This is a genomic window from Exiguobacterium oxidotolerans JCM 12280 (genome assembly GCF_000702625.1).
Taxonomy (GTDB): Bacteria; Bacillota; Bacilli; order Exiguobacteriales; family Exiguobacteriaceae; genus Exiguobacterium_A; species Exiguobacterium_A oxidotolerans.
This window is the reverse complement of sequence record NZ_JNIS01000001.1, coordinates 2,332,451-2,351,501: the sequence shown is the minus strand read 5'-3', so window position 1 is coordinate 2,351,501 and position 19,051 is coordinate 2,332,451. Positions and strand designations below refer to the sequence as shown.

17 protein-coding genes are annotated in these 19,051 nt (G+C 45.1%); 4 read left to right on the top strand and 13 right to left on the bottom strand.

The features are described 5' to 3' along the window. Positions 1–65 precede the first annotated feature (65 nt). From P403_RS16670 to P403_RS0111890, 10 genes are all read right to left on the bottom strand, one after another. Positions 66–221: a hypothetical protein gene (locus P403_RS16670; RefSeq protein WP_167331094.1), complete on the bottom strand. Its 156-nt coding sequence runs from the start codon at positions 219–221 to the stop codon at positions 66–68. A gap of 101 nt (positions 222–322) precedes the next feature. Further along, positions 323–754 (bottom strand): methylglyoxal synthase, encoded by a 432-nt coding sequence (locus tag P403_RS0111930; protein ID WP_029332846.1) that lies wholly within the window; start codon positions 752–754, stop codon positions 323–325. A gap of 121 nt (positions 755–875) precedes the next feature. Continuing rightward, positions 876–2,420, bottom strand: a complete 1,545-nt coding sequence (locus tag P403_RS0111925) for a fatty acid--CoA ligase family protein (protein WP_029332845.1) — start codon at positions 2,418–2,420, stop codon at positions 876–878. 125 nt (positions 2,421–2,545) lie between these two features. Next, positions 2,546–3,433, bottom strand: coding sequence for an SDR family oxidoreductase (locus tag P403_RS0111920; protein WP_034801197.1), 888 nt, complete (start codon positions 3,431–3,433; stop codon positions 2,546–2,548). Positions 3,434–3,484: 51 nt separating this feature from the next. Beyond that, the gene (locus P403_RS0111915) at positions 3,485–4,474 is read right to left on the bottom strand and encodes a lipoate--protein ligase (RefSeq protein ID WP_029332843.1); all 990 of its coding nucleotides are present in this window, start codon (positions 4,472–4,474) and stop codon (positions 3,485–3,487) included. Between the two features lie 34 nt (positions 4,475–4,508). Continuing rightward, positions 4,509–5,192 (bottom strand): DsbA family oxidoreductase, encoded by a 684-nt coding sequence (locus tag P403_RS0111910; protein WP_029332842.1) that lies wholly within the window; start codon positions 5,190–5,192, stop codon positions 4,509–4,511. A 1,413-nt stretch (positions 5,193–6,605) separates the two neighbouring features. Further along, positions 6,606–8,279: a glycerol-3-phosphate dehydrogenase/oxidase gene (locus tag P403_RS0111905; protein WP_029332841.1), complete on the bottom strand. Its 1,674-nt coding sequence runs from the start codon at positions 8,277–8,279 to the stop codon at positions 6,606–6,608. A 137-nt stretch (positions 8,280–8,416) separates the two neighbouring features. After that, the gene (gene glpK / locus P403_RS0111900) at positions 8,417–9,907 is read right to left on the bottom strand and encodes a glycerol kinase GlpK (protein WP_029332840.1); all 1,491 of its coding nucleotides are present in this window, start codon (positions 9,905–9,907) and stop codon (positions 8,417–8,419) included. A 28-nt stretch (positions 9,908–9,935) separates the two neighbouring features. Further along, positions 9,936–10,760: an MIP/aquaporin family protein gene (locus P403_RS0111895; RefSeq protein WP_029332839.1), complete on the bottom strand. Its 825-nt coding sequence runs from the start codon at positions 10,758–10,760 to the stop codon at positions 9,936–9,938. Positions 10,761–10,949: 189 nt separating this feature from the next. Then, entirely contained in the window at positions 10,950–11,513 is a 564-nt protein-coding gene (locus P403_RS0111890) for a glycerol-3-phosphate responsive antiterminator (RefSeq protein WP_029332838.1), read from the bottom strand. A 170-nt stretch (positions 11,514–11,683) separates the two neighbouring features. Between P403_RS0111890 and P403_RS0111885 the strand changes: the two genes are divergently transcribed. Beyond that, positions 11,684–12,313 (top strand): YczE/YyaS/YitT family protein, encoded by a 630-nt coding sequence (locus P403_RS0111885; RefSeq protein ID WP_029332837.1) that lies wholly within the window; start codon positions 11,684–11,686, stop codon positions 12,311–12,313. 360 nt (positions 12,314–12,673) lie between these two features. On the opposite strand, the gene P403_RS0111880 is transcribed toward P403_RS0111885, so the two are convergent. Together P403_RS0111880 and P403_RS0111875 are read right to left on the bottom strand one after the other, a co-directional pair. Then, positions 12,674–13,417 (bottom strand): ABC transporter permease, encoded by a 744-nt coding sequence (locus P403_RS0111880; protein ID WP_029332836.1) that lies wholly within the window; start codon positions 13,415–13,417, stop codon positions 12,674–12,676. Further along, entirely contained in the window at positions 13,395–14,312 is a 918-nt protein-coding gene (locus P403_RS0111875; RefSeq protein ID WP_029332835.1) for an ABC transporter ATP-binding protein, read from the bottom strand. The genes P403_RS0111880 and P403_RS0111875 overlap by 23 nt, the downstream gene beginning before the upstream one ends. Positions 14,313–14,467: 155 nt before the next feature. Here P403_RS0111875 and P403_RS0111870 point away from each other — a divergent pair, with 155 nt between their 5' ends. The 3 genes from P403_RS0111870 to P403_RS0111860 all read left to right on the top strand — a co-directional run bounded on the left by P403_RS0111870 (position 14,468) and on the right by P403_RS0111860 (position 18,151). Further along, on the top strand, positions 14,468–14,959 hold the full coding sequence (locus tag P403_RS0111870; RefSeq protein WP_029332834.1) for a GNAT family N-acetyltransferase: 492 nt from the start codon (positions 14,468–14,470) through the stop codon (positions 14,957–14,959). Positions 14,960–15,001: 42 nt separating this feature from the next. Then, the gene (locus P403_RS0111865; RefSeq protein WP_029332833.1) at positions 15,002–16,600 is read left to right on the top strand and encodes a sensor domain-containing diguanylate cyclase; all 1,599 of its coding nucleotides are present in this window, start codon (positions 15,002–15,004) and stop codon (positions 16,598–16,600) included. Between the two features lie 87 nt (positions 16,601–16,687). Beyond that, the gene (locus tag P403_RS0111860; RefSeq protein WP_029332832.1) at positions 16,688–18,151 is read left to right on the top strand and encodes a glycoside hydrolase family 32 protein; all 1,464 of its coding nucleotides are present in this window, start codon (positions 16,688–16,690) and stop codon (positions 18,149–18,151) included. Between the two features lie 153 nt (positions 18,152–18,304). Here P403_RS0111860 and P403_RS0111855 read toward each other — a convergent pair whose 3' ends face one another. Further along, positions 18,305–18,802 carry a GNAT family N-acetyltransferase gene (locus tag P403_RS0111855; RefSeq protein ID WP_029332831.1) on the bottom strand — a complete coding sequence of 166 codons (498 nt, stop codon included), beginning with the start codon at positions 18,800–18,802 and terminating at the stop codon, positions 18,305–18,307. Positions 18,803–19,051 lie beyond the last annotated feature (249 nt).

Sequence of the window (19,051 nt, the reverse complement as noted above, 5' to 3'; positions counted from 1 at the left end):
CTCCAAATGTGAAAAAAACGCCCTCTTTTATCAAAAAAAGAGGCACGTTTAGTCAGTAAAACTATTTATTTTACGAGGCGCAACGATGGATAGGTTGCACGTTCTACGTTCGTTTTAACATCTGTCGCAATATGACGACGTTCCGTCTTTACAATATGTGCTAAGAAGGTTGCTCCTCCACCGAGTAAGACCGTGACACCTGTCATTAAAATGATTTCCATTGTTTTCGCCGCCCTTTTCTATCGCAATTGATAATCAGTATCATCTTCAATACGACTATAACACGATGAAACGAAAATGAGAAGCGTTCTCAAGCAGTTTCTTACGAAGAAAATTTATCTTGTTCCTCTTCCCGTCGTTTTTGAATAATGTCACGCCATTTAAAGTCACCTTGTTCAAGCCCATTAATTAAAATCTCAGCCGTCCCGACATTTGTCGCTAACGGTAAGTCGTAGACATCACATAAGCGAATCAAGGCCGATACATCCGGTTCATGAGGCTGTGCCGTCAACGGATCACGTAAAAAGATCACGATGTCAATTTCCCCTCGAGCAACCATCGCGCCAATTTCTTGATCGCCACCAAGTGGTCCAGATTTACAGCGGTGTACGTCGAGCGCCGTCGCTTCGACGATCCGCTTCCCTGTCGTCCCCGTCGCGTACAATCGATTCTTTGCTAAATAGTCCTGGTAGGCCCGGGCAAACATGATCATCTCATCTTTTTTCTCATCATGTGCAATCAATGCAATGTTCATTTTATCGTCCTCCTCTCTAGAGTATATGCACTCAAACGCGCCTTCAAAAACCTCTCATTTTCATGAATAGACTAAAAAACCGACGATGTTCACGCTTGAACGTCGTCGGTTAAGAAGGATGTCATGAATTGGATGGTTGTTTTTTCAACACGGTCCGTAAAATTTTTCCGGTCGTATTGCGTGGCAATTGATCAATGAATTCGAGACGTGTCGGACACTTGTATTTTGCGAGCGAAATCGCACAAAAATCGAGAAGTTCTGCTTCTGTGACGCTATCTTTTAACACGATAAATGCCTTGACGGCTTCTCCCATCTCTTCATCCGGTACACCGATCACGGCAGCTTCGACGACCCCTGGATGTTTATAGAGCACTTCTTCGACTTCACGTGGATAGACATTGTAACCACCAACGATGATCATATCTTTTTTCCGGTCGACAATATAAAAATAACCGTCCTCGTCTCTTCTCGCAAGATCTCCCGTATATAACCAGCCGTCGCGTAGCGTCGCTTGTGTCTCTTCCGGCATCTTATAATAGCCTGTCATGACATTCGGTCCACGGACAATCAACTCCCCGACTTGACCGTCCGGTAATTCTTGTCCGAGTTCATCGACGACTTTATTTTCGACATCGATGATGGATGGACCGATTGATCCCGGCTTTTGAATCCCGTTCAACGGGTTAAAGCACGTGACCGGTGAGGCTTCCGATAGTCCGTATCCTTCTAGTATGTGACAGTTAAACGTTTTTTCAAAAGATTCGAGTAAAGGAACCGGTAAGCTTGATCCACCGGAAACGAATAGCCGGCTCGTCGCAAAGTAATCGGCAAAATGCGGATGCGCCTGAACCGTTTGAAGGAGAAAGTTATACATCGTCGGTACGCCGGCAAAAATCGTAACGCGCTCTCTTTTCGCCAGTTCAAACGTTTCTTGCGGTGAAAAACGTGGCGCAATGATGATTGATGCTCCATGTGCAAGTGAAGCATTGACGACGACCATCAGACAAAAGACGTGGAACATCGGTAACACAGCGAGCGTCCGGTCGCGCTCTGACACATTTAAGTATTCACCAATCGATTGTGCATTTGATGTTAAGTTACGGTGTGAGAGCATGGCGCCTTTCGGTTTCCCTGTTGTTCCGCTCGTATACAAAATGACCGCCGTATCATCGAGTTCATTCATCACGTCTTTGACCGGATGTTCGATGGAAAGCCAGTCTTCTAACGTCGTAAATTCAACATTCCCGATTTTTTCGCTTGGGCCAATTACCCCGTTAAACGGCACCGATACGACAACGGATAAGTTCGGTAAATGAACTAACCGTGCTTTTGCTGCTTCGACGAGCGGAGCGATCCCAAGAATTCCTTTGACGTCCCCATTCATCAAAATGTACCCGATTTCATCCGGTGTATATGTTGGGTTGATTGGAATCGCAATCGCCCCTTGTTTCATGATGGCATAATACCCAACTAAAAACGCTGGACTGTTCCCAAGTATCAATGCAACATGATCCCCTTTGCGAATCCCGTTCGCTTCTAATGCCCCTGCTGCCCGGTGGAACTTCTCGACAAACTCATGATAACTGACTTTCGTGTCTTCGAAGACGTAGGCGACTGCATCCGGACTTCTCCGGGCGGTCTCCTCTACAGAATGAATCAATCCCATCATCATTAACTTCCCCCTTCAAATGAACAACCATTCATTTTTTACGCAAAAAAAATCCATACATAACGCTTGCGTTAGTATGGATAGTATATCATTTTATGGAAACGTTTTCACGTTCTTTATCATTATCCGTTGACGATGACGCCACCATTGAGATGAAGCACTTGTCCTGTCATATAGCTCGAATCATTACATGCTAAGAACACATACGCAGATGCCATTTCTGCCGGTTGGCCCGGTCGATCCATCGGTGTATTTTTACCGAACGTTTTTACAGATTCATCCGGGAACGTCTCCGTGATCAACGGTGTCCAAATCGGACCTGGTGCGACAGCATTGACACGAACCCCTTGTTTTGCGAGATTCATGGATAAACTTCGCGTGAAGCTGACGATCGCCCCTTTTGTTGAAGAATAATCAATCAAAAGGGCATTTCCTTCATATGCTGTTGATGATGTTGTATTGATGATGGCAGATCCTTGCTTGAGGTGTGGTAAAGCAGCACGTGCAAGGCGCATCATTCCAAAAATATTTGTTTTAAATGTCTTCTCCAGCGACTTGTCTTCAATATCGAGAAGCGAGTCTTCTGGTTTTTGCATACTCGCATTATTGACGACAATATCGAGGCGACCAAATTTGTCGATTGTTTTTTGAACGAGTTCTTCACAATAAGCTGCGTCTCCAATGTCACCTTTAGACAGGAGCACTTCCCCACCAAGCTCTTCGACACGCGCTTTCGTTTCTTCTGCGCCCTCTTGATCGCCATAGAAGGCGATGACGATTTTCGCACCTTCAAGCGTATAGGCAAGCGATACGGCACGTCCGATTCCGGAATTACCACCAGTGATGATTGCGACCTTACCTTTTAATTTCCCGGCCGCACGATAATCGTCACGTTCATAGTAAGGGAGCGGTTGATTATCCTCAGTTTTTGGTAATCCTTCTGAGACCTGTTCAAAATGAATGAAATCCTCTAACGTACCTTCTAAAAAGTTATCTTTATTGTAGCCCATAAAAAAAGCTCCCCCTATGCAAGTTGATAGAGAGAGTTTTCCCAAAAAAGCTTATGCTAAAACGTCGAGTACTTCGTCTAGTTCGACAGCACCAAAATATTTTTTTAATTCATACTGACTTAATACTTCCCGCAGTGACGCACGGTCGTATCGTTTTCCTTCTAATGCTTGAGCAATTTCCGAGGCATCCGCGACACCAAAGAAATCTCCATAGATTTTCGCTTCTTGAATGATACCCTTCGTAACATTAAGCCGGAAATCAATCGTTCCGATCGGGAAACGTTTTTTATGAATGACATCAAACTTTGGAGACTTGCCGAAGTTCCAGTCCCAGTTGCCATACCGTTCTGCTGAAATCGCATTAACCTTTTCCCAGTCTGCTTCCGTCAACGTATAGCGCTCGATTTCTTTTCCTTCATAAATCGAAGCGAGCAGATGATCAACGAATTGATCCATCGTCAACGGTTCAGTTAAGAATTCAGAAATATTGGCGACACGACTACGAACTGATTTGATTCCTTTTGAACGCATTTTTTCTTCGCTGACGACTAGCGCATTGACGACTTCTTCAATATTCGAATCAAGCATCAATGTTCCGTGGCTAAACATCCGTCCACGCGTCGTAAACTGGGCATTCCCACTAATCTTACGCGTTCCGACATGAATATCGTTTCGCCCAGATAGCTCAGCTTCCACGCCCAGTTTGTGAAGGGCTTGCACGACAGGCTCCGTGAACTTTTTGTAGTTATTAAACGAATCGCCATCATCTTTCGTCAAGAAACTGAAGTTCAGGTTTCCTTCATCGTGATAAACCGCTCCACCACCAGATAGGCGACGCACGACGTGAATGCCATGATCCTCGACGTACTTGAGGTTGACTTCTTCATTCGTGTTTTGATTTTTCCCGACGATGATGGACGGACCATTGATATAAAATAAAAAATAGTCTTCTTCATTGACGTTCAAGTTATTCAAGATAAATTCTTCAACGGCAAGGTTAATCCGCGCATCTCGAATTTCAGGGTGAAAGATAAGTTTCATGTAGGGTACGTTCTCCTTTTGTTAGCCTAAGATTTTAGTTACAACCATCGACTCCGCAAGCATCACCATCTGCTACGACTTCAATCTTTTGCTCTGCTTGAATTCGGTCCATCACTTGCGTGAACGCTTCAACAGGTTGCGCCCCTGAAATCGCATATTTTCGGTCAAATACGAAGAACGGGACTCCTGTCACACCAAGTTCGCGTGCCATATCTTCTTCCTCGCGGACTTCAGTTGTTGAAGTATCTGACGCGAGGAATGACTGGACCATATCTGAGTCGAGACCGACTTCCTGTGCAACGCGCGTCAAGACGGATGAATCATTCAAGTTTTCACCTTTCATGAAGTACGACTGAAAGAGTGCTTCCGATATCTCATCCATTTTACCATGTTTTTTCGCAAGTTGAGTTAAGCGATGAGCTTCAAATGTATTTGCTGGAACGACACGATCCATTTCGTACATTAATCCGTCTGCTTTCGCTGACTCAACGATTCCTTGTGACATATTGCGTGCTTCCTCGACTGTCGTCCCGTATTTCGAAGCAAGAATTTCATATAATCCCATCGTCGGTTCAGCCGGTGCATTCGGATCGAGTTCAAAACTTTTAAATTCGACCTCGACATTTTTCATTCCATTCGCTTCAATTGCTTTTTCTAGACGTTTTTTCCCGATATAACAAAACGGACACGCGTAATCTGACCATACTTCTACTTTCATTTCACTCCAACTCCCTTTGATTTTTCAGTATGGACTAAGCATAATCCTCACCGGCACTGCTTGCAATAAATCTGATTTCAAGTCATGAAAAAATGCCCCCGACGTGTCGTCGGGGGCATAGCATGTCGACAAATGCTTATGGAGCGTGAACATGCGATAATGAGAGGGCATCCGTTCGCGCTTCCCTGTCTCGCCTCGTCTTTAAAGCGGCAATCTTCCGCGCCGCTACAGCAAAGCTGCAGGGTCGCGACCGATTGCTTTTCGCTTAAAAAGCGATTCGAGACGGATTGCGCTTTAAACCGTCTGTATGCCCGGCTTCCCGTCACGGTATTACCTAAAAAGCGTCACATTTCGTTGACTCCTACGGGAAAAAGTGCGTTTTTAACGCACTTTCAGAGGCAGGCAAGACCCTGCTCGTTGTCCGTTAGGATAAAGGAGCAACGGCTTGCGCCTCGCCCGAGGAAAGCAACGAAAAAAGACGCTTTTATCTCTCGAGATCACTTTGCCTACACCTTGTAATGCTCCCTACAATACGTCGGGGGCACAGCATGTCGACAAATGCTTATGGAGCGTGAACATGCGATAATGAGAGGGCATCCGTTCGCGCTTCCCTGTCTCGCCTCGTCTTTAAAGCGGCAATCTTCCGCGCCGCTACAGCAAAGCTGCAGGGTCGCGACCGATTGCTTTTCGCTTAAAAAGCGATTCGAGACGGATTGCGCTTTAAACCATCTGCATGCCCGGCTTCCTGTCACGGTATTACCTAAAAAGCGTCACGTTTCGTTGACTCCTACGGGGAAAAGTGCGTTTTTAACGCACTTTCAGAGGCAGGCAAGACCCTGCTCGTTGTCCGTTAGGACGAAGGAGCAACGGCTTGCGCCTCGCCCGAGGAAAGCAACGAAAAAAGACGCTTTTATCTCTCGAGATCACTTTGCCTACACCTTGTAATGCTCCCTACAATACGTCGGGGGCACAGCATGTCGACAAATGCTTATGGAGCGTGAACATGCGATAATGAGAGGGCATCCGTTCGCGCTTCCCTGTCTCGCCTCGTCTTTAAAGCGGCAATCTTCCGCGCCGCTACAGCAAAGCTGCAGGGTCGCGACCGATTGCTTTTCGCTTAAAAAGCGATTCGAGACGGATTGCGCTTTAAACCATCTGCATGCCCGGCTTCCTGTCACGGTATTACCTAAAAAGCGTCACGTTTCGTTGACTCCTACGGGGAAAAGTGCGTTTTTAACGCACTTTCAGAGGCAGGCAAGACCCTGCTCGTTGTCCGTTAGGACGAAGGAGCAACGGCTTGCGCCTCGCCCGAGGAAAGCAACGAAAAAAGACGCTTGATCTCCCGATGGCACTTTGTCTACAGTGTGAAATGCCCCCCGACGACACGTCGGGGGCATTTCACACTTATTTCATTCAGTTAGCAGCAGAAGCTTTTTCAGTAACGAGTGCGTGTGACGCATCATGAATTTCAATTTCTAATTCTTCTGTATACTGTTTCGTTTGTTCTTCCGTCCAGTTCAAGTGTTGTTTCATCTCTTCGATGACTGCGTCTTTATACTGACGTGCCCAAGCGATATTGAAGAAGACAGCACCTGTCCGACGGATGAAGAAGTCGACTGGACGTGCGACCATTTCTTGCTCGATGCCGTAATGCAATTGTGCATAGACATCACGCGGAAGTTTTGTTTCTGCTTGATCGTAGGCTGCCGCATACGTCAATACTTCAGAGATGTTTGATCCGTAACGTTGCGCAAGGAACAAGACTTCTTCTGAAGTGAGTCCGTTTGCTGGTGCTTGCGATTTCAAGAAACGTTCGAAACCTTTTGCTCCGTCGACATGTCCACCTGAGATCGGCATATTTTTTGTTGAACAACGCGCGTAGGCACGGTTCGTTTCTTCTTTTAATAGTTTCGCGACCAGGTTGACAACATGCTCTGCCATTTTGCGGTATCCTGTCAATTTACCACCTGCGATTGTGATGAGTCCTGACTCTGACTGCCATACTTCATCTTTCCGTGAAATTTCAGAAGGATCTTTCCCTTCTTCATAAATCAATGGACGAACACCAGCCCAGCTTGACTCGACGTCTTCCGCCGTGACTTTGACTTCTGGGAACATGTAGCGAATCGCGTCTAAGACATAATCTTGATCTTCGACCGTGAATTTCGGATGCGCTGTATCTTTATCGAAGAACGTATCGGTTGTTCCGACATATGCTTTCCCGTCACGTGGAATCGCGAAAATCATCCGACCGTCTGGTGTGTCAAAATAGACTGCTTGTTTGAGGGGGAACTTAGATTGGTCGATGACAACGTGAACCCCTTTTGTCAGACGAAGTTGTTTCCCGACTTTTGAACCGTCTTTCTCACGTAACTCATCGACCCATGGTCCTGTTGCATTGACGACTTTTTTCGCACGGATTTCATGAACATCTCCTGTCAAGAGATCTGTCACACGCATACCGACGACTTTACCTGCTTCGTAGATGATTTCTTCCGCTTTTGTATAGTTGACGACACGTGCTCCATGACTGACCGCTTCTTTCATGACTTCAATCGTCAATCGTGCGTCATCCGTCCGATACTCGACGTAATAGCCGCCACCTTTTAATCCATCTTGTTTGACTAACGGTTCTTTTGCGAGTGTTTCTTTCGCAGATAACATCGAACGCCATTCTGAACGTTTGACACCTGCTAGGAAATCATAGACACGGAGTCCGATTGACGTACTGAACGGCCCGAACGTACCGCCTTTATGCATCGGCAGTAACATCCATTCCGGTGTCGTAACATGTGGCCCATTCTCATAGACGATTGCCCGTTCTTTCCCGACTTCAGCGACCATTTGAATTTCGAACTGTTTCAGGTAACGTAAACCACCATGGACGAGTTTCGTTGAACGACTCGACGTTCCGGCTGCAAAGTCTTGCATTTCAACGAGTCCGATTTTCATACCACGTGACGCAGCATCAAGTGCGATTCCTGCACCTGTGATTCCGCCCCCGACGACGAGTAAATCTAGTTCTTCACGTGTTAATCGATTGTAGACGTCTGTACGGTTTTTGCTTGAAAAAGATTGGTTAGCCATGAATAGTTCCTCCTGTTAGGTTCGAAAAAGAAAAAAAGAGACCACAACGAACAAGCTGACTATGCCAACTGCTGTTGTGGTCTCTCCATATTCTCCGACCGGTTTATTAACTTATACCCAATATAACATATGTCACATCATTTGAACAACATCGTAGCTTGGACCGCTTTTTTCCATCCATCGTATAAGGCATCGCTCTCTGTTTCGTCCATCTCTGGTTCGAAACGACGATCCATTTTCCAATGTGCCGCGATTTGCTCTTTATCCTTAAAGAATCCGACTGCGAGTCCTGCAAGATATGCAGCACCAAGTGCCGTCGTCTCATTGATTTCCGGACGTTCGACTGGTGCGTTGATGATATCCCCTTGGAACTGCATTAAGAAATCATTTTTAACAGCACCACCATCAACACGAAGTGCTGACATCTCAATCCCTGAATCTTGCTCCATCGCCGTCAAGACGTCGCGTGTCTGATAGGCAAGCGACTCGAGTGTCGCACGAATGAAGTGTTCCTTTTCTGTTCCACGCGTCAGGCCGAAGACTGCTCCACGCACATCGCTATCCCAGTAAGGTGTCCCGAGTCCGACGAATGCCGGAACGACATAGACGCCGTCTGAAGATGTGACACGTTTTGCGTAAGCTTCCGTTTCCTTCGCATCATTAATGAGACGTAAGCCGTCGCGCAACCATTGAATCGCTGATCCAGCAACGAAGATGCTTCCTTCGAGTGCATATTCGACTTTTCCGTCGACACCCCAAGCGATCGTCGTCAATAAGCCGTGATCCGAAACGACTGGTTTTTCTCCTGTGTTCAACAACATGAAGCATCCTGTACCATATGTGTTTTTCGCCATTCCTTTTTCAAAACAAGCTTGACCAAATAATGCCGCTTGCTGATCGCCTGCTGCTCCAGCGATTGGAACCGACTCACCGAAGAAATGATAACCTGCTGTATTCGCATAAATTTCAGACGACGGACGGACTTCAGGAAGCATGGCTTTAGGCACATCAAGAATCTCAAGTAATTCGTCATCCCACTTCAGTTCATGGATGTTGTACATCAATGTCCGACTGGCATTTGAATAGTCAGTCACGTGCGCTTTTCCACCTGACAACTTCCAAATCAACCACGTATCAATCGTTCCGAATAAGAGTTCTCCTCGTTCTGCACGTTCTCGTGACCCCTCGACGTGATCGAGGATCCACTTGACTTTTGTACCTGAGAAGTAAGCGTCAATTAAAAGACCAGTTTTTGAACGGAACAATTCACCATGACCCGCTTCACGTAACTCTTCACAGATTTCAGCTGTCTGTCTTGATTGCCAAACGACTGCGTTGTGAATTGGCTTACCCGTTTCTTTTTCCCAAACGACTGCTGTTTCACGTTGGTTCGTAATCCCGATTCCAGCGATTTGATTCGCTTTTACGTTCGCTTCTGTTAAACATGTTGCGACAACTGCAAGGACTGTACCCCAGATTTCATTCGCATTATGCTCGACCCAACCCGGTTTTGGAAAATACTGCGTGAATTCACGTTGGGCGGAATGAACGATTTCCCCTGCTTGATTAAACAGAATCGCTCGTGTACTCGTTGTTCCTTGGTCTAATGATAAAATGTAGTTCTCCATCTCTTCCCCATCCTTTGTATCTAGTAAGTTAAGCTGACTTTGACGCTACTGACGTTTCTTTATTCGGACGAATACCGAATTTATAGCATAAACCTAAAATGACAATTGTCACAAGTCCGACGATAATGAAGGCCGGTGTATCCTTACCTGAGAAAACAGACCGATAAAATAATCCCCCTAAGCTTCCGCCTAATACGGGACCGAGTACTGGAATCCAAGCGTAACCCCAATTCGATGATCCTTTTCCTGCAATCGGTAAAATGAAGTGTGCGATCCGCGGTCCTAAATCACGTGCCGGATTCATTGCATAGCCTGTCGTTCCCCCGAATGACATACCGAGACTAACAATCAAAAAGCCGACGATGAGTGGATTCAAACCATCTGAGAACGTATTTGCACCAATCGATAAGATTCCGACGACAAGCAAGAATGTAGCAATCAATTCACTGACAACGTTTGCGAATGTATGTGGAATAGCGGGTGACGTTGCGAACACACCCAATTTTGTTGCCGGGTCTTTTGTTTCTGCCCAGTGCGGTAAGTAATGCAGGTACACGATACTGGCACCGACGATTCCACCTAATACTTGTGCGATGATGTATCCTGGTACATCTGCCCAAGCAAATGAACCGTCAAAGGCTAATCCAAGTGTGACGGCAGGGTTCAAGTGGGCTCCACTGAACTGACCGACGGCATAGACGGACAACGCTACCGCAAATCCCCACGCGAATGTGATGACAATCCATCCAGCGTCTTTAGCATACGACTTTGATAGCGAAACCCCTGCCCCGACTCCGTTACCTAACGCAACAAGTAAGGCTGTTCCTAAAAATTCTGCTAGTACTGCTGACATGTTCTATTCCCCCTTTTATAAAAATAGCAACAAAAAAAGAGATTCACGCTTCCTCCCTCTTGAGAATTACTCAAAGGGAATAAAAGCGTGAATCTCCGATTTCTCCGTCACTGTGTATTAACTTAATGTCACTATAACAATCGATGAAAACGCTGTCAAACACTTTTTGTGCGTTTTATCATAGCGCTTTCATCGTTCAGGTTCAAAATGTCGCCACAACTCTTTATTGGACGTCGTAATACTCGACGCCCCCGCGGCAATCGCTTGTTCTACTTCCTCGACCGTATCAATCAATCCACCCGCAAAAACGAGCCGCCCTGTTTTTCGTTTAACTTCCTCAATGTATTTCGGCATCAATCCGGGCAGAATTTCGATATAATCAGGCTGAGTCCGCTCCATCAATTGATAACTTTTTTCGAGCGAACTCGAATCGAGCAGGAACATCCGTTGCATCGTCTTCACTTTCTTTTGACGTGCCTTCAAGATAACGCTCGCTTTCGTCGAGATGACGCCATATGGCTTCAATTCTTGGCAGACGTATTCCGTCGCATATTCATCATTTTTAAGACCTTGAACTAAATCCATATGTAAAAACATTTTTTTATCATATCGATTGGCTAATTCATAAACAGACTTCAAACGCGACACGTGCATTTCAAGCAGGACTCCGTATTCATAAGGACTTTTCAACATTTTTTCAAAGTCCTCAAGTTTCCTGACGGATGGTAAAATCTTCTGACCAAAGTATGTCATCGGTGTTCCCCATTTCTGTAGTTTGATATCAGTATGTCGTGTTCACTCACAGTTCCGCAATGCCCTTTCCTGAATTCATATGAAAAGAATGGACGAATTTAGGGTATACCTTAACGTGAAACCGTCTGAAAAGGAGGTGAGAAGCGTAGCATCAACTGCTACGTTCCACCATGAGTCAACAAAAACGAATTACGATTTACTTATTTTCCATCATCATCAATGCCTTAGGAAACAGTTTTATGGTCACCGCCGCGATCGGAAGTGCACCTTGGACTTCTGCTAGCGAAGCTTTAGCGAGAATCTCACCTTTAACGGTCGGATTAGCGATTGTTTGCCTGCATATCTTCGCACTCGGCAGTGCCCTCGCTTTAGGGAGTCGTTTTAGTTGGTGGACAATCATCTTAAGTTTTTCACTCGTCGTCTTGTTCGGGGCAGCGATTGATTTCTTCTTAGCGATCCATCAGCTACTCTATGTGCCATCGAACCTTGTAACCCGTTCGGTTTACATGATAATCGGGATGCCGATGATTTCATTAGGTCTCGCCCTTTACCTGCAAATCGGTTTCGTCTTAATGCCGCCTGATTACTTGATGAAATCGTTAATCAGTCGTTTCAAGAGTACGACGATCGGTGCGACGATCAGCTTAGCAATCCCTTTCCTCATCGCAAGTGTTCTTTCCATCGTCGAACACGAATTGATTGGGATTGGCGTCGGAACCTTTGTGTTCTTGTTATTGAATGGTCCGTTAATTGAATTTTTCCAGCGTATTTTCCCGATTTCTAATCGAGTGAAATCGTAAAACAACCCGTCCCCACGACAATGTGAGGACGGGTTGTGAGCGTGTAGACAAAAGCTTATAAAGCGTGAACAGGCGATATCGAGAAGTAATCTGTTTGCGCTTCCCGGTCTCGCCTCGTCTTCAAAGCGGCAATCCGTCACGATATTATCTAAAAAGCGTCACGTTTCGTTGACTCCTACGGGAAAAAGTGCGTTTTTAACGCACTTTCAGAGGCAGGCAAGACCCTGCTCATTGTCCGCTAGGACCCAAGGAGCAACGGCTTGCGCCCGCCCGAGGAAAGCAACGAAAACAGACGTTTGATCTCCCATTTGTCTACAGTCTGACAACCCGTCCCCACGACAAACGGAGGACGGGTTGTGTTTACGTATACGATTTCTTTTGGAAGATTAAGATCGACCCACCAAGCAACACGAGAATGTGGGCGAGCACAAAGATGACAGAGAACGTCAATGTCGTATCCATCGGATTAACAAGCTGTGCCTCCAAACTCTGATCGAAATACATTGACCAATCGAGATGCATGAAGACGATCCATTTCGCAAGGCCCGGTTTAAAGGTGAGCAGGACGCTTCCGGCAATCGTCGTGAAGAACTGGGCGAGTACCGTAAAACCGATGATCATTCCGACTGAGCGGAAGAGCAGTGAGAAGAACAGCGTCATAAAAATCGTAAAGATTGGACTGACAAGTAGCAACCATGTATCCCGCATGACGAGTGGTTCCCCTGCTTCAGAGAACGTAAACGACAACGCATATGAAATCAGGACGATCAACAGAAATTGTCCGAACATAAGCAAGATTGAAAACACTAATTTCGAGAAATAAATCGTCATCCGTGAATACGGACTCATCAATAAATGTTTCATCGTATCATAGCGGACTTCGTTTCCGATTGCTTCAGCAGTGAAAACAATCGTGATGATCCCGAGCAACGTAATTAGGATAATGGACGTCAGGTCATAAAATCCACTTCGTGTAAAATCAATGTCATTCGTCTTTGCGATAATGACGATTCCGATTGCAATTAAAATATAAATCGCTAAGACGATTTTCGACTTTTTCATCGTCCACCATTTCATCCATTCATTTTGTATGAGTGAAAGCATGTGAATCCCCCTCTTTTTTCGTGACTTGCAAGAATTGTTCTTCGAGCGTCATTCGTTTAATCGTTAACTCGTGTAAATCAGCAATTGGAACGACTAGGCGAGCAATTGCCGGGCATGCCGTTTCAGGAGCCGTAACGACGATTCGATCATTCCACAGATCCGCTTGATAGTTTGCTGTTTTAAGTGCTTCAAGTACGTCTTCCGTTTCTTCCTGCGCAACACGTAATAAAATTTTCGATCCCGTCTCATTGCGGACGGATTCGACAGATTTGATGACACCTTGATCGATGATGGCATACCGGTCGCTAATCTGCTCCATTTCACCCAACATATGACTCGATATTAAAATCGCAATCTGTTGATCGCGAGCCATCGCCCGTAAATACTCACGCAGTTCTGCGATCCCGGCTGGGTCAAGCCCGTTTGTCGGTTCATCGAGAATGAGAACACGCGGATTATGTAATAAAGCACGGGCAATCCCTAAACGTTGTTTCATCCCAAGAGAATACTCACCGACTTTTTTCGATAGCTTTCCTTCCAGTCCAACGAGACGTGAAAGTGCTTCGTAGTCGACATCACCTAACCCTGGGATTAAGTTTTTTGCATGAATGAGATTTTGTTTCCCAGTCATATACGGATAAAATGCCGGATTTTCGACAATCGCCCCGATTTGCGTCAATGCTTTTGAACGCTCCTCGACGACATCGTGTCCATTCACGGTCACTTTACCTTCGTCCTGCTCTAACAACCCTGTAATGATTCGGATTGTCGTCGTTTTCCCTGCACCGTTCGGACCTAAAAATCCAAAGACTTCTCCAGGTGCGACTTCAAAGCTGACATCTTTTAGGATTTGCTCTTTTCCTAACCGCTTCGAGATATGTTCAATCTTCAACATTTTTTTCGCCTCCTCATTTCTTTCACTCTACCTTTACATTGTACGGGAAATAAAAGAAAAAGTTCCTTTTCTTACAATTATGTAATCAAAACCCACTTGCTCTTTGTATAATAAAAGCATTGAATGTTACGAAATTGATGAAAGAGAGGTTCGACATGGACGTTACGTTTGTTGAAATCACCCCAGACCACTTTAAAGATGTTCAAGCCATTTTTAATCACAACCTGGCATATGCTCAGCTAGAAAATCGTCAACTCCCTTTAACTCGTCAAGCATTCACAAAAGAGTTTCTTAACCCCGAAACCGTCAGTCTTCTATGTCGAAGTGATGTAGGACCTTTTGCAATTATCGACTATTTGCCTGAACATCCACGGGACGGATCAACTTGGATTGGTCTCTTTTTGATTGATGGCCGCTATCATCACCAGGGCGTCGGTACAATCCTTTATCATACTTTTCATGAACGCTATTTAAAGTACAAAGACGTCATTCGTTTAGCAGTTCTTCCAAAAAATCAAATCGGGCAGTCTTTTTGGCGGAAACTAGGTTATATTTTCGAGCAGAAAAGTATTTCTAATACGAACCAGTCGGTCGAAGTTTTCGTCAAATTTCAAGACCTGTCGAGGAACTATGATAAAATAAAGTAGAATACGTCATCGTATATTTACGGGTGAAATGGAGCTCACTAGATGCAAAAGTTATCAATTCGTTTTGATGTGTTACTTGCAACGCTAATTGCCCTACTCTTTTTTACAGTGACCTTATGTTTGACCTTTTTTATTAGTGACCGTGCAACAGATCGCCTAAAAGAAGAAGTCGGAATGACGTTGTCTGCGACTGCCTACCAGCTATCTGACAAACTCGACCATTACATGTGGTCACGGGCAGCAGAAGTTAATCTACTTGCTACGCTTCCGACGCTTAAGAATTCAGCAGACGTTCCTGTCACACGAACGACGTTAGAACAACTCCAGCAACAAATTCCTGATTTTTCTTGGATTGGTCTACTCGATGCGAACGGTACAGTGCGTGCTTCGACGGATCAAATCTTAGAAGGGCAATCGATTCAATCACGCCCCGTCTTCCAAGAAGCGACAGAACGCCCATTCATTGGTGACGTCCATGATGCCGTCTTGCTTGCAAAACTGCTTCCCAATCCGAGTAATGAACCTTTACAGTTCGTTGATATCAGCACCCCTTTATTCACTGATGGTCGATTGACTGGCGTCCTTGCAGCGCACCTGAGCTTCGCCTGGGCAAAAGAAATCGAACAAAGCTTTAAGAGTTCAACCAAACAAATCGAGGGCTTAGAATTTTTCATCGTCAGCGAAAATCAACGAACTGTTTTACTCGGACCGAATGAGTGGCGCGGTAAAGCGCTCCCCCAGAATCTCGTCGCACCCGTCGAGTCCGGTTATCATGTATCGGAATGGTCTGATGGAAATGTCTATTTGACCGGCTCGACTAAAAGCCAAGGCTACAAAAACTACGATGGTCTCGGCTGGACGATTCTTGTCCGTCAACCAAGTCAAATTGCCTTTAACGACGCCATCCTATTGAAGAAATTTATTTTTTTCGCTGGACTGATTGCTTCCATTGTTACTGCCATCATCGGTTGGTTCATCGCGCAACTCATTACGAAACCACTCAAGAAAATTACACTGGCTGCTGAGCAGATGCAACACGATCATTCAATCTCAATCCCGCCCCATCAAGGAATTCGAGAAATCACCGTTCTATCAGTTGCCTTACGTCAACTGATTGCTCAGCTGTCTGATACAGAACAGCAACGAACGACGTATGAGACGTTAGCGCTCATCGATCCGCTGACCGGTTTACCGAACCGAAACGGACTGTCGAATTACTTACATGCGATTTCTTTAAATGAAACGTCCGAAATCTATCTCTATATTGATTTAGATGGCTTCAAGGCAATTAATGATCGATTTGGACATCAGACAGGTGACGTATTATTAACAGAAGTAGCTGAACGTTTGAGCCAAATGAGACGCCCGAACAGTATAATCGCACGACTTGGCGGAGATGAATTTTTAATCGTTTTGAACGATGTCATGTCCTTCGATTTACTCAATCAGTACGGAACAGAAATCATAGCGTATCTTTCAGATCCCTACGTCATCGATCAGTCCACCCTTCAGATTGGGGTAAGTATCGGAATTGCGACGCGACGACGAAACGAATCGGTTGAACAAGTCATCCACCGTGCTGATATTGCACTATATGATTCTAAAAAACTTGGTAAAGGTCGATTGACGTTCCATCGCTAACATTAGACATTGACAAGACGGAACGCTCTTCGTAATGTAAGCAAATAGAAGAAAAAAATATAAATAAATGCATAAGGAGCTGTCAGCATGAATCAGTGGACACGCGAGGCACGCTATCGCCCCCTCTCAGATATCGCACCGGAAGTTTATCAAACAATGAAGGAAGAAGTAAGAAACTCTCCTTGGCGGTTTTCTTACCATATCCAACCTCCAACCGGTCTCCTAAACGATCCGAACGGTTTTGTATATCACGACGGAACGTATCATTTATTTTATCAGTGGTTCCCACTTGGACCTGTTCATGGTCTAAAGTATTGGTATCACATGACATCAAAAGATTTAGTCCATTGGTTTGACGAAGGCGCGGCACTTATTCCGAACGATGATGCAGATTCCCATGGTGCATACTCAGGTAGTGGCTTCATTAAGGATGATGCTGTCCATATTATGTATACAGGAAACAAACGCGATGCAGACTGGGTACGGCATCCAAGTCAAATCGTTGGTCATTTGCGTTCGGATGGTCGCATCGACAAACACTTACCTCCTGCGATTCCGAACGTTCCTGCAGGTTACACAGAACATTTTCGCGACCCGAAAGTCTTCCAGGAAGCGTCTGGTACATGGTATTGCATCATCGGGGCGCAGCGCGACGATTTAACGGGATGCACCGTCCTCTACCAGTCGGAAGATGCTGAAACATGGACGTTCCTCGGAGAGTTGAAGACACAATACCCTGACTTTGGCTATATGTGGGAATGTCCTGATTACTTCGAGCTCGACGATAAAGGTATTTTATTATTCAGCCCACAAGGCATTGAGCCGGACGGGGACGCTTATCAAAACATTTTCCAATCCGGGTACATGATTGGGGAAAAACTAGCTTTGCCTGAGTTAACGTATCAACACCATGCCTTCTCAGAACTCGATTTCGGGTTTGATTTTTATGCTCCCCAAACGACGCAAGCAGCAGATGGACGTCGAATTTTAGTCGGATGGATGGGCTTACCAGACATTTCATATCCGAGCGACATGTATAACTGGGCTCATGCATTAACGCTTCCACGTGAACTGACGCTGCAGGAAGGACGTTTGAAACAACTGCCTGTCCGTGAACTCGATCTTCTTAGAAAACGTACAATTCACGCGCAATCTACTGAAATTAATCAGGCGATGGTGATTGCCCAAGCAGAGACATTTGAAATCGAGCTCTCAAACTTAGCACTACAAACAACGCAGTTCGAGATACACGTTCGAGCAGCTGACCAGGAAGCAACCGTCTTAACTTATGATGCGACGACACAACGCTTTACGCTTGATCGTAGTCGTTCTGGCGCTGAAGTTCCTGCTGTCGATTACGGTACGACACGTACTGTTCAATTAGAACAACCGTTACATCAACTACGGCTATTCGTTGATCGCTCATCAATCGAAATCTTTTTGAATGACGGTGAAGCTGTCGCTTCCACTCGCATTTTCCCGAAATCAACGAGTCAGGATATTACGTTAATCGGTGATTTGACAGCAGATATTTCCATCTACGAATTGTAAGCACAGCACTTTTAGACCGGAATTCCGAGACACGTGGCTTGCTCTAAAAAAGATGAAAGAAGGGATTGCCATCTAAAATCGATGCGCAATCCCTTCTTTCATTTCGTCCTGTTCAAAATCATCCGGTTGTATCTCAAGCCTTTTCGATGGTACTCAACGCTCTAATTGCGTTTCTTTTTGCAAGCTAAAAGCGAGTATGTGCTGTTCGCCGATTGGTCCCATGACTGATTGGAGCGTATCCACATAACCGGTTTTAAAATATAACGATTTAGCCGCGATATTTTTTTTATTGACAGCTAACGTAATGGCAGTTACTTGTGGAAAGTGTTGCTGAACGAATTTTGGTAGCTGCAACATCGCTTCTTTGGCATACCCTTGTTTTTGATGTTTAGCATCAATCGAAAATGCACGTAAGAGAACACTTTGTTCTTCTGTCCGATGCGTTTTTGGGGGGTTTAAGTGCAAGATGAAGAAGCCGACGACTTCCAAGTCTTTTTTGATGACGACAGGAAACTTATCTGGATTTTCTAACGCTTCCGTTACGACATGTGTCGGGAAAGTCGTAAATTGAACTTGTTCTTCCGGAAGTATAAAGGCATCGCATTGCTCATAGTGTTCATCCGTATACATAAATAATTTGATTTGAGACATGGTTTTTTCATCCTTCCGTCTATTTCAAAAAGAGCTACTTTAGCTCGCTAGACTTACATCAATTCCCATTTTACACTGATTTTAAGTTTTATCCTATAGATAACTCACCGAAAAACGTAGTCACTTCTCATTCTTTCTCATATCAAGATTTCTGTTTCGTTCTAATATTATTCCACTTCTTTTACTTCCTTAATCAATTATGATGTCGGAAATGCTAAACTAGGGAAAGAAAATCGAGTTTACAGATGT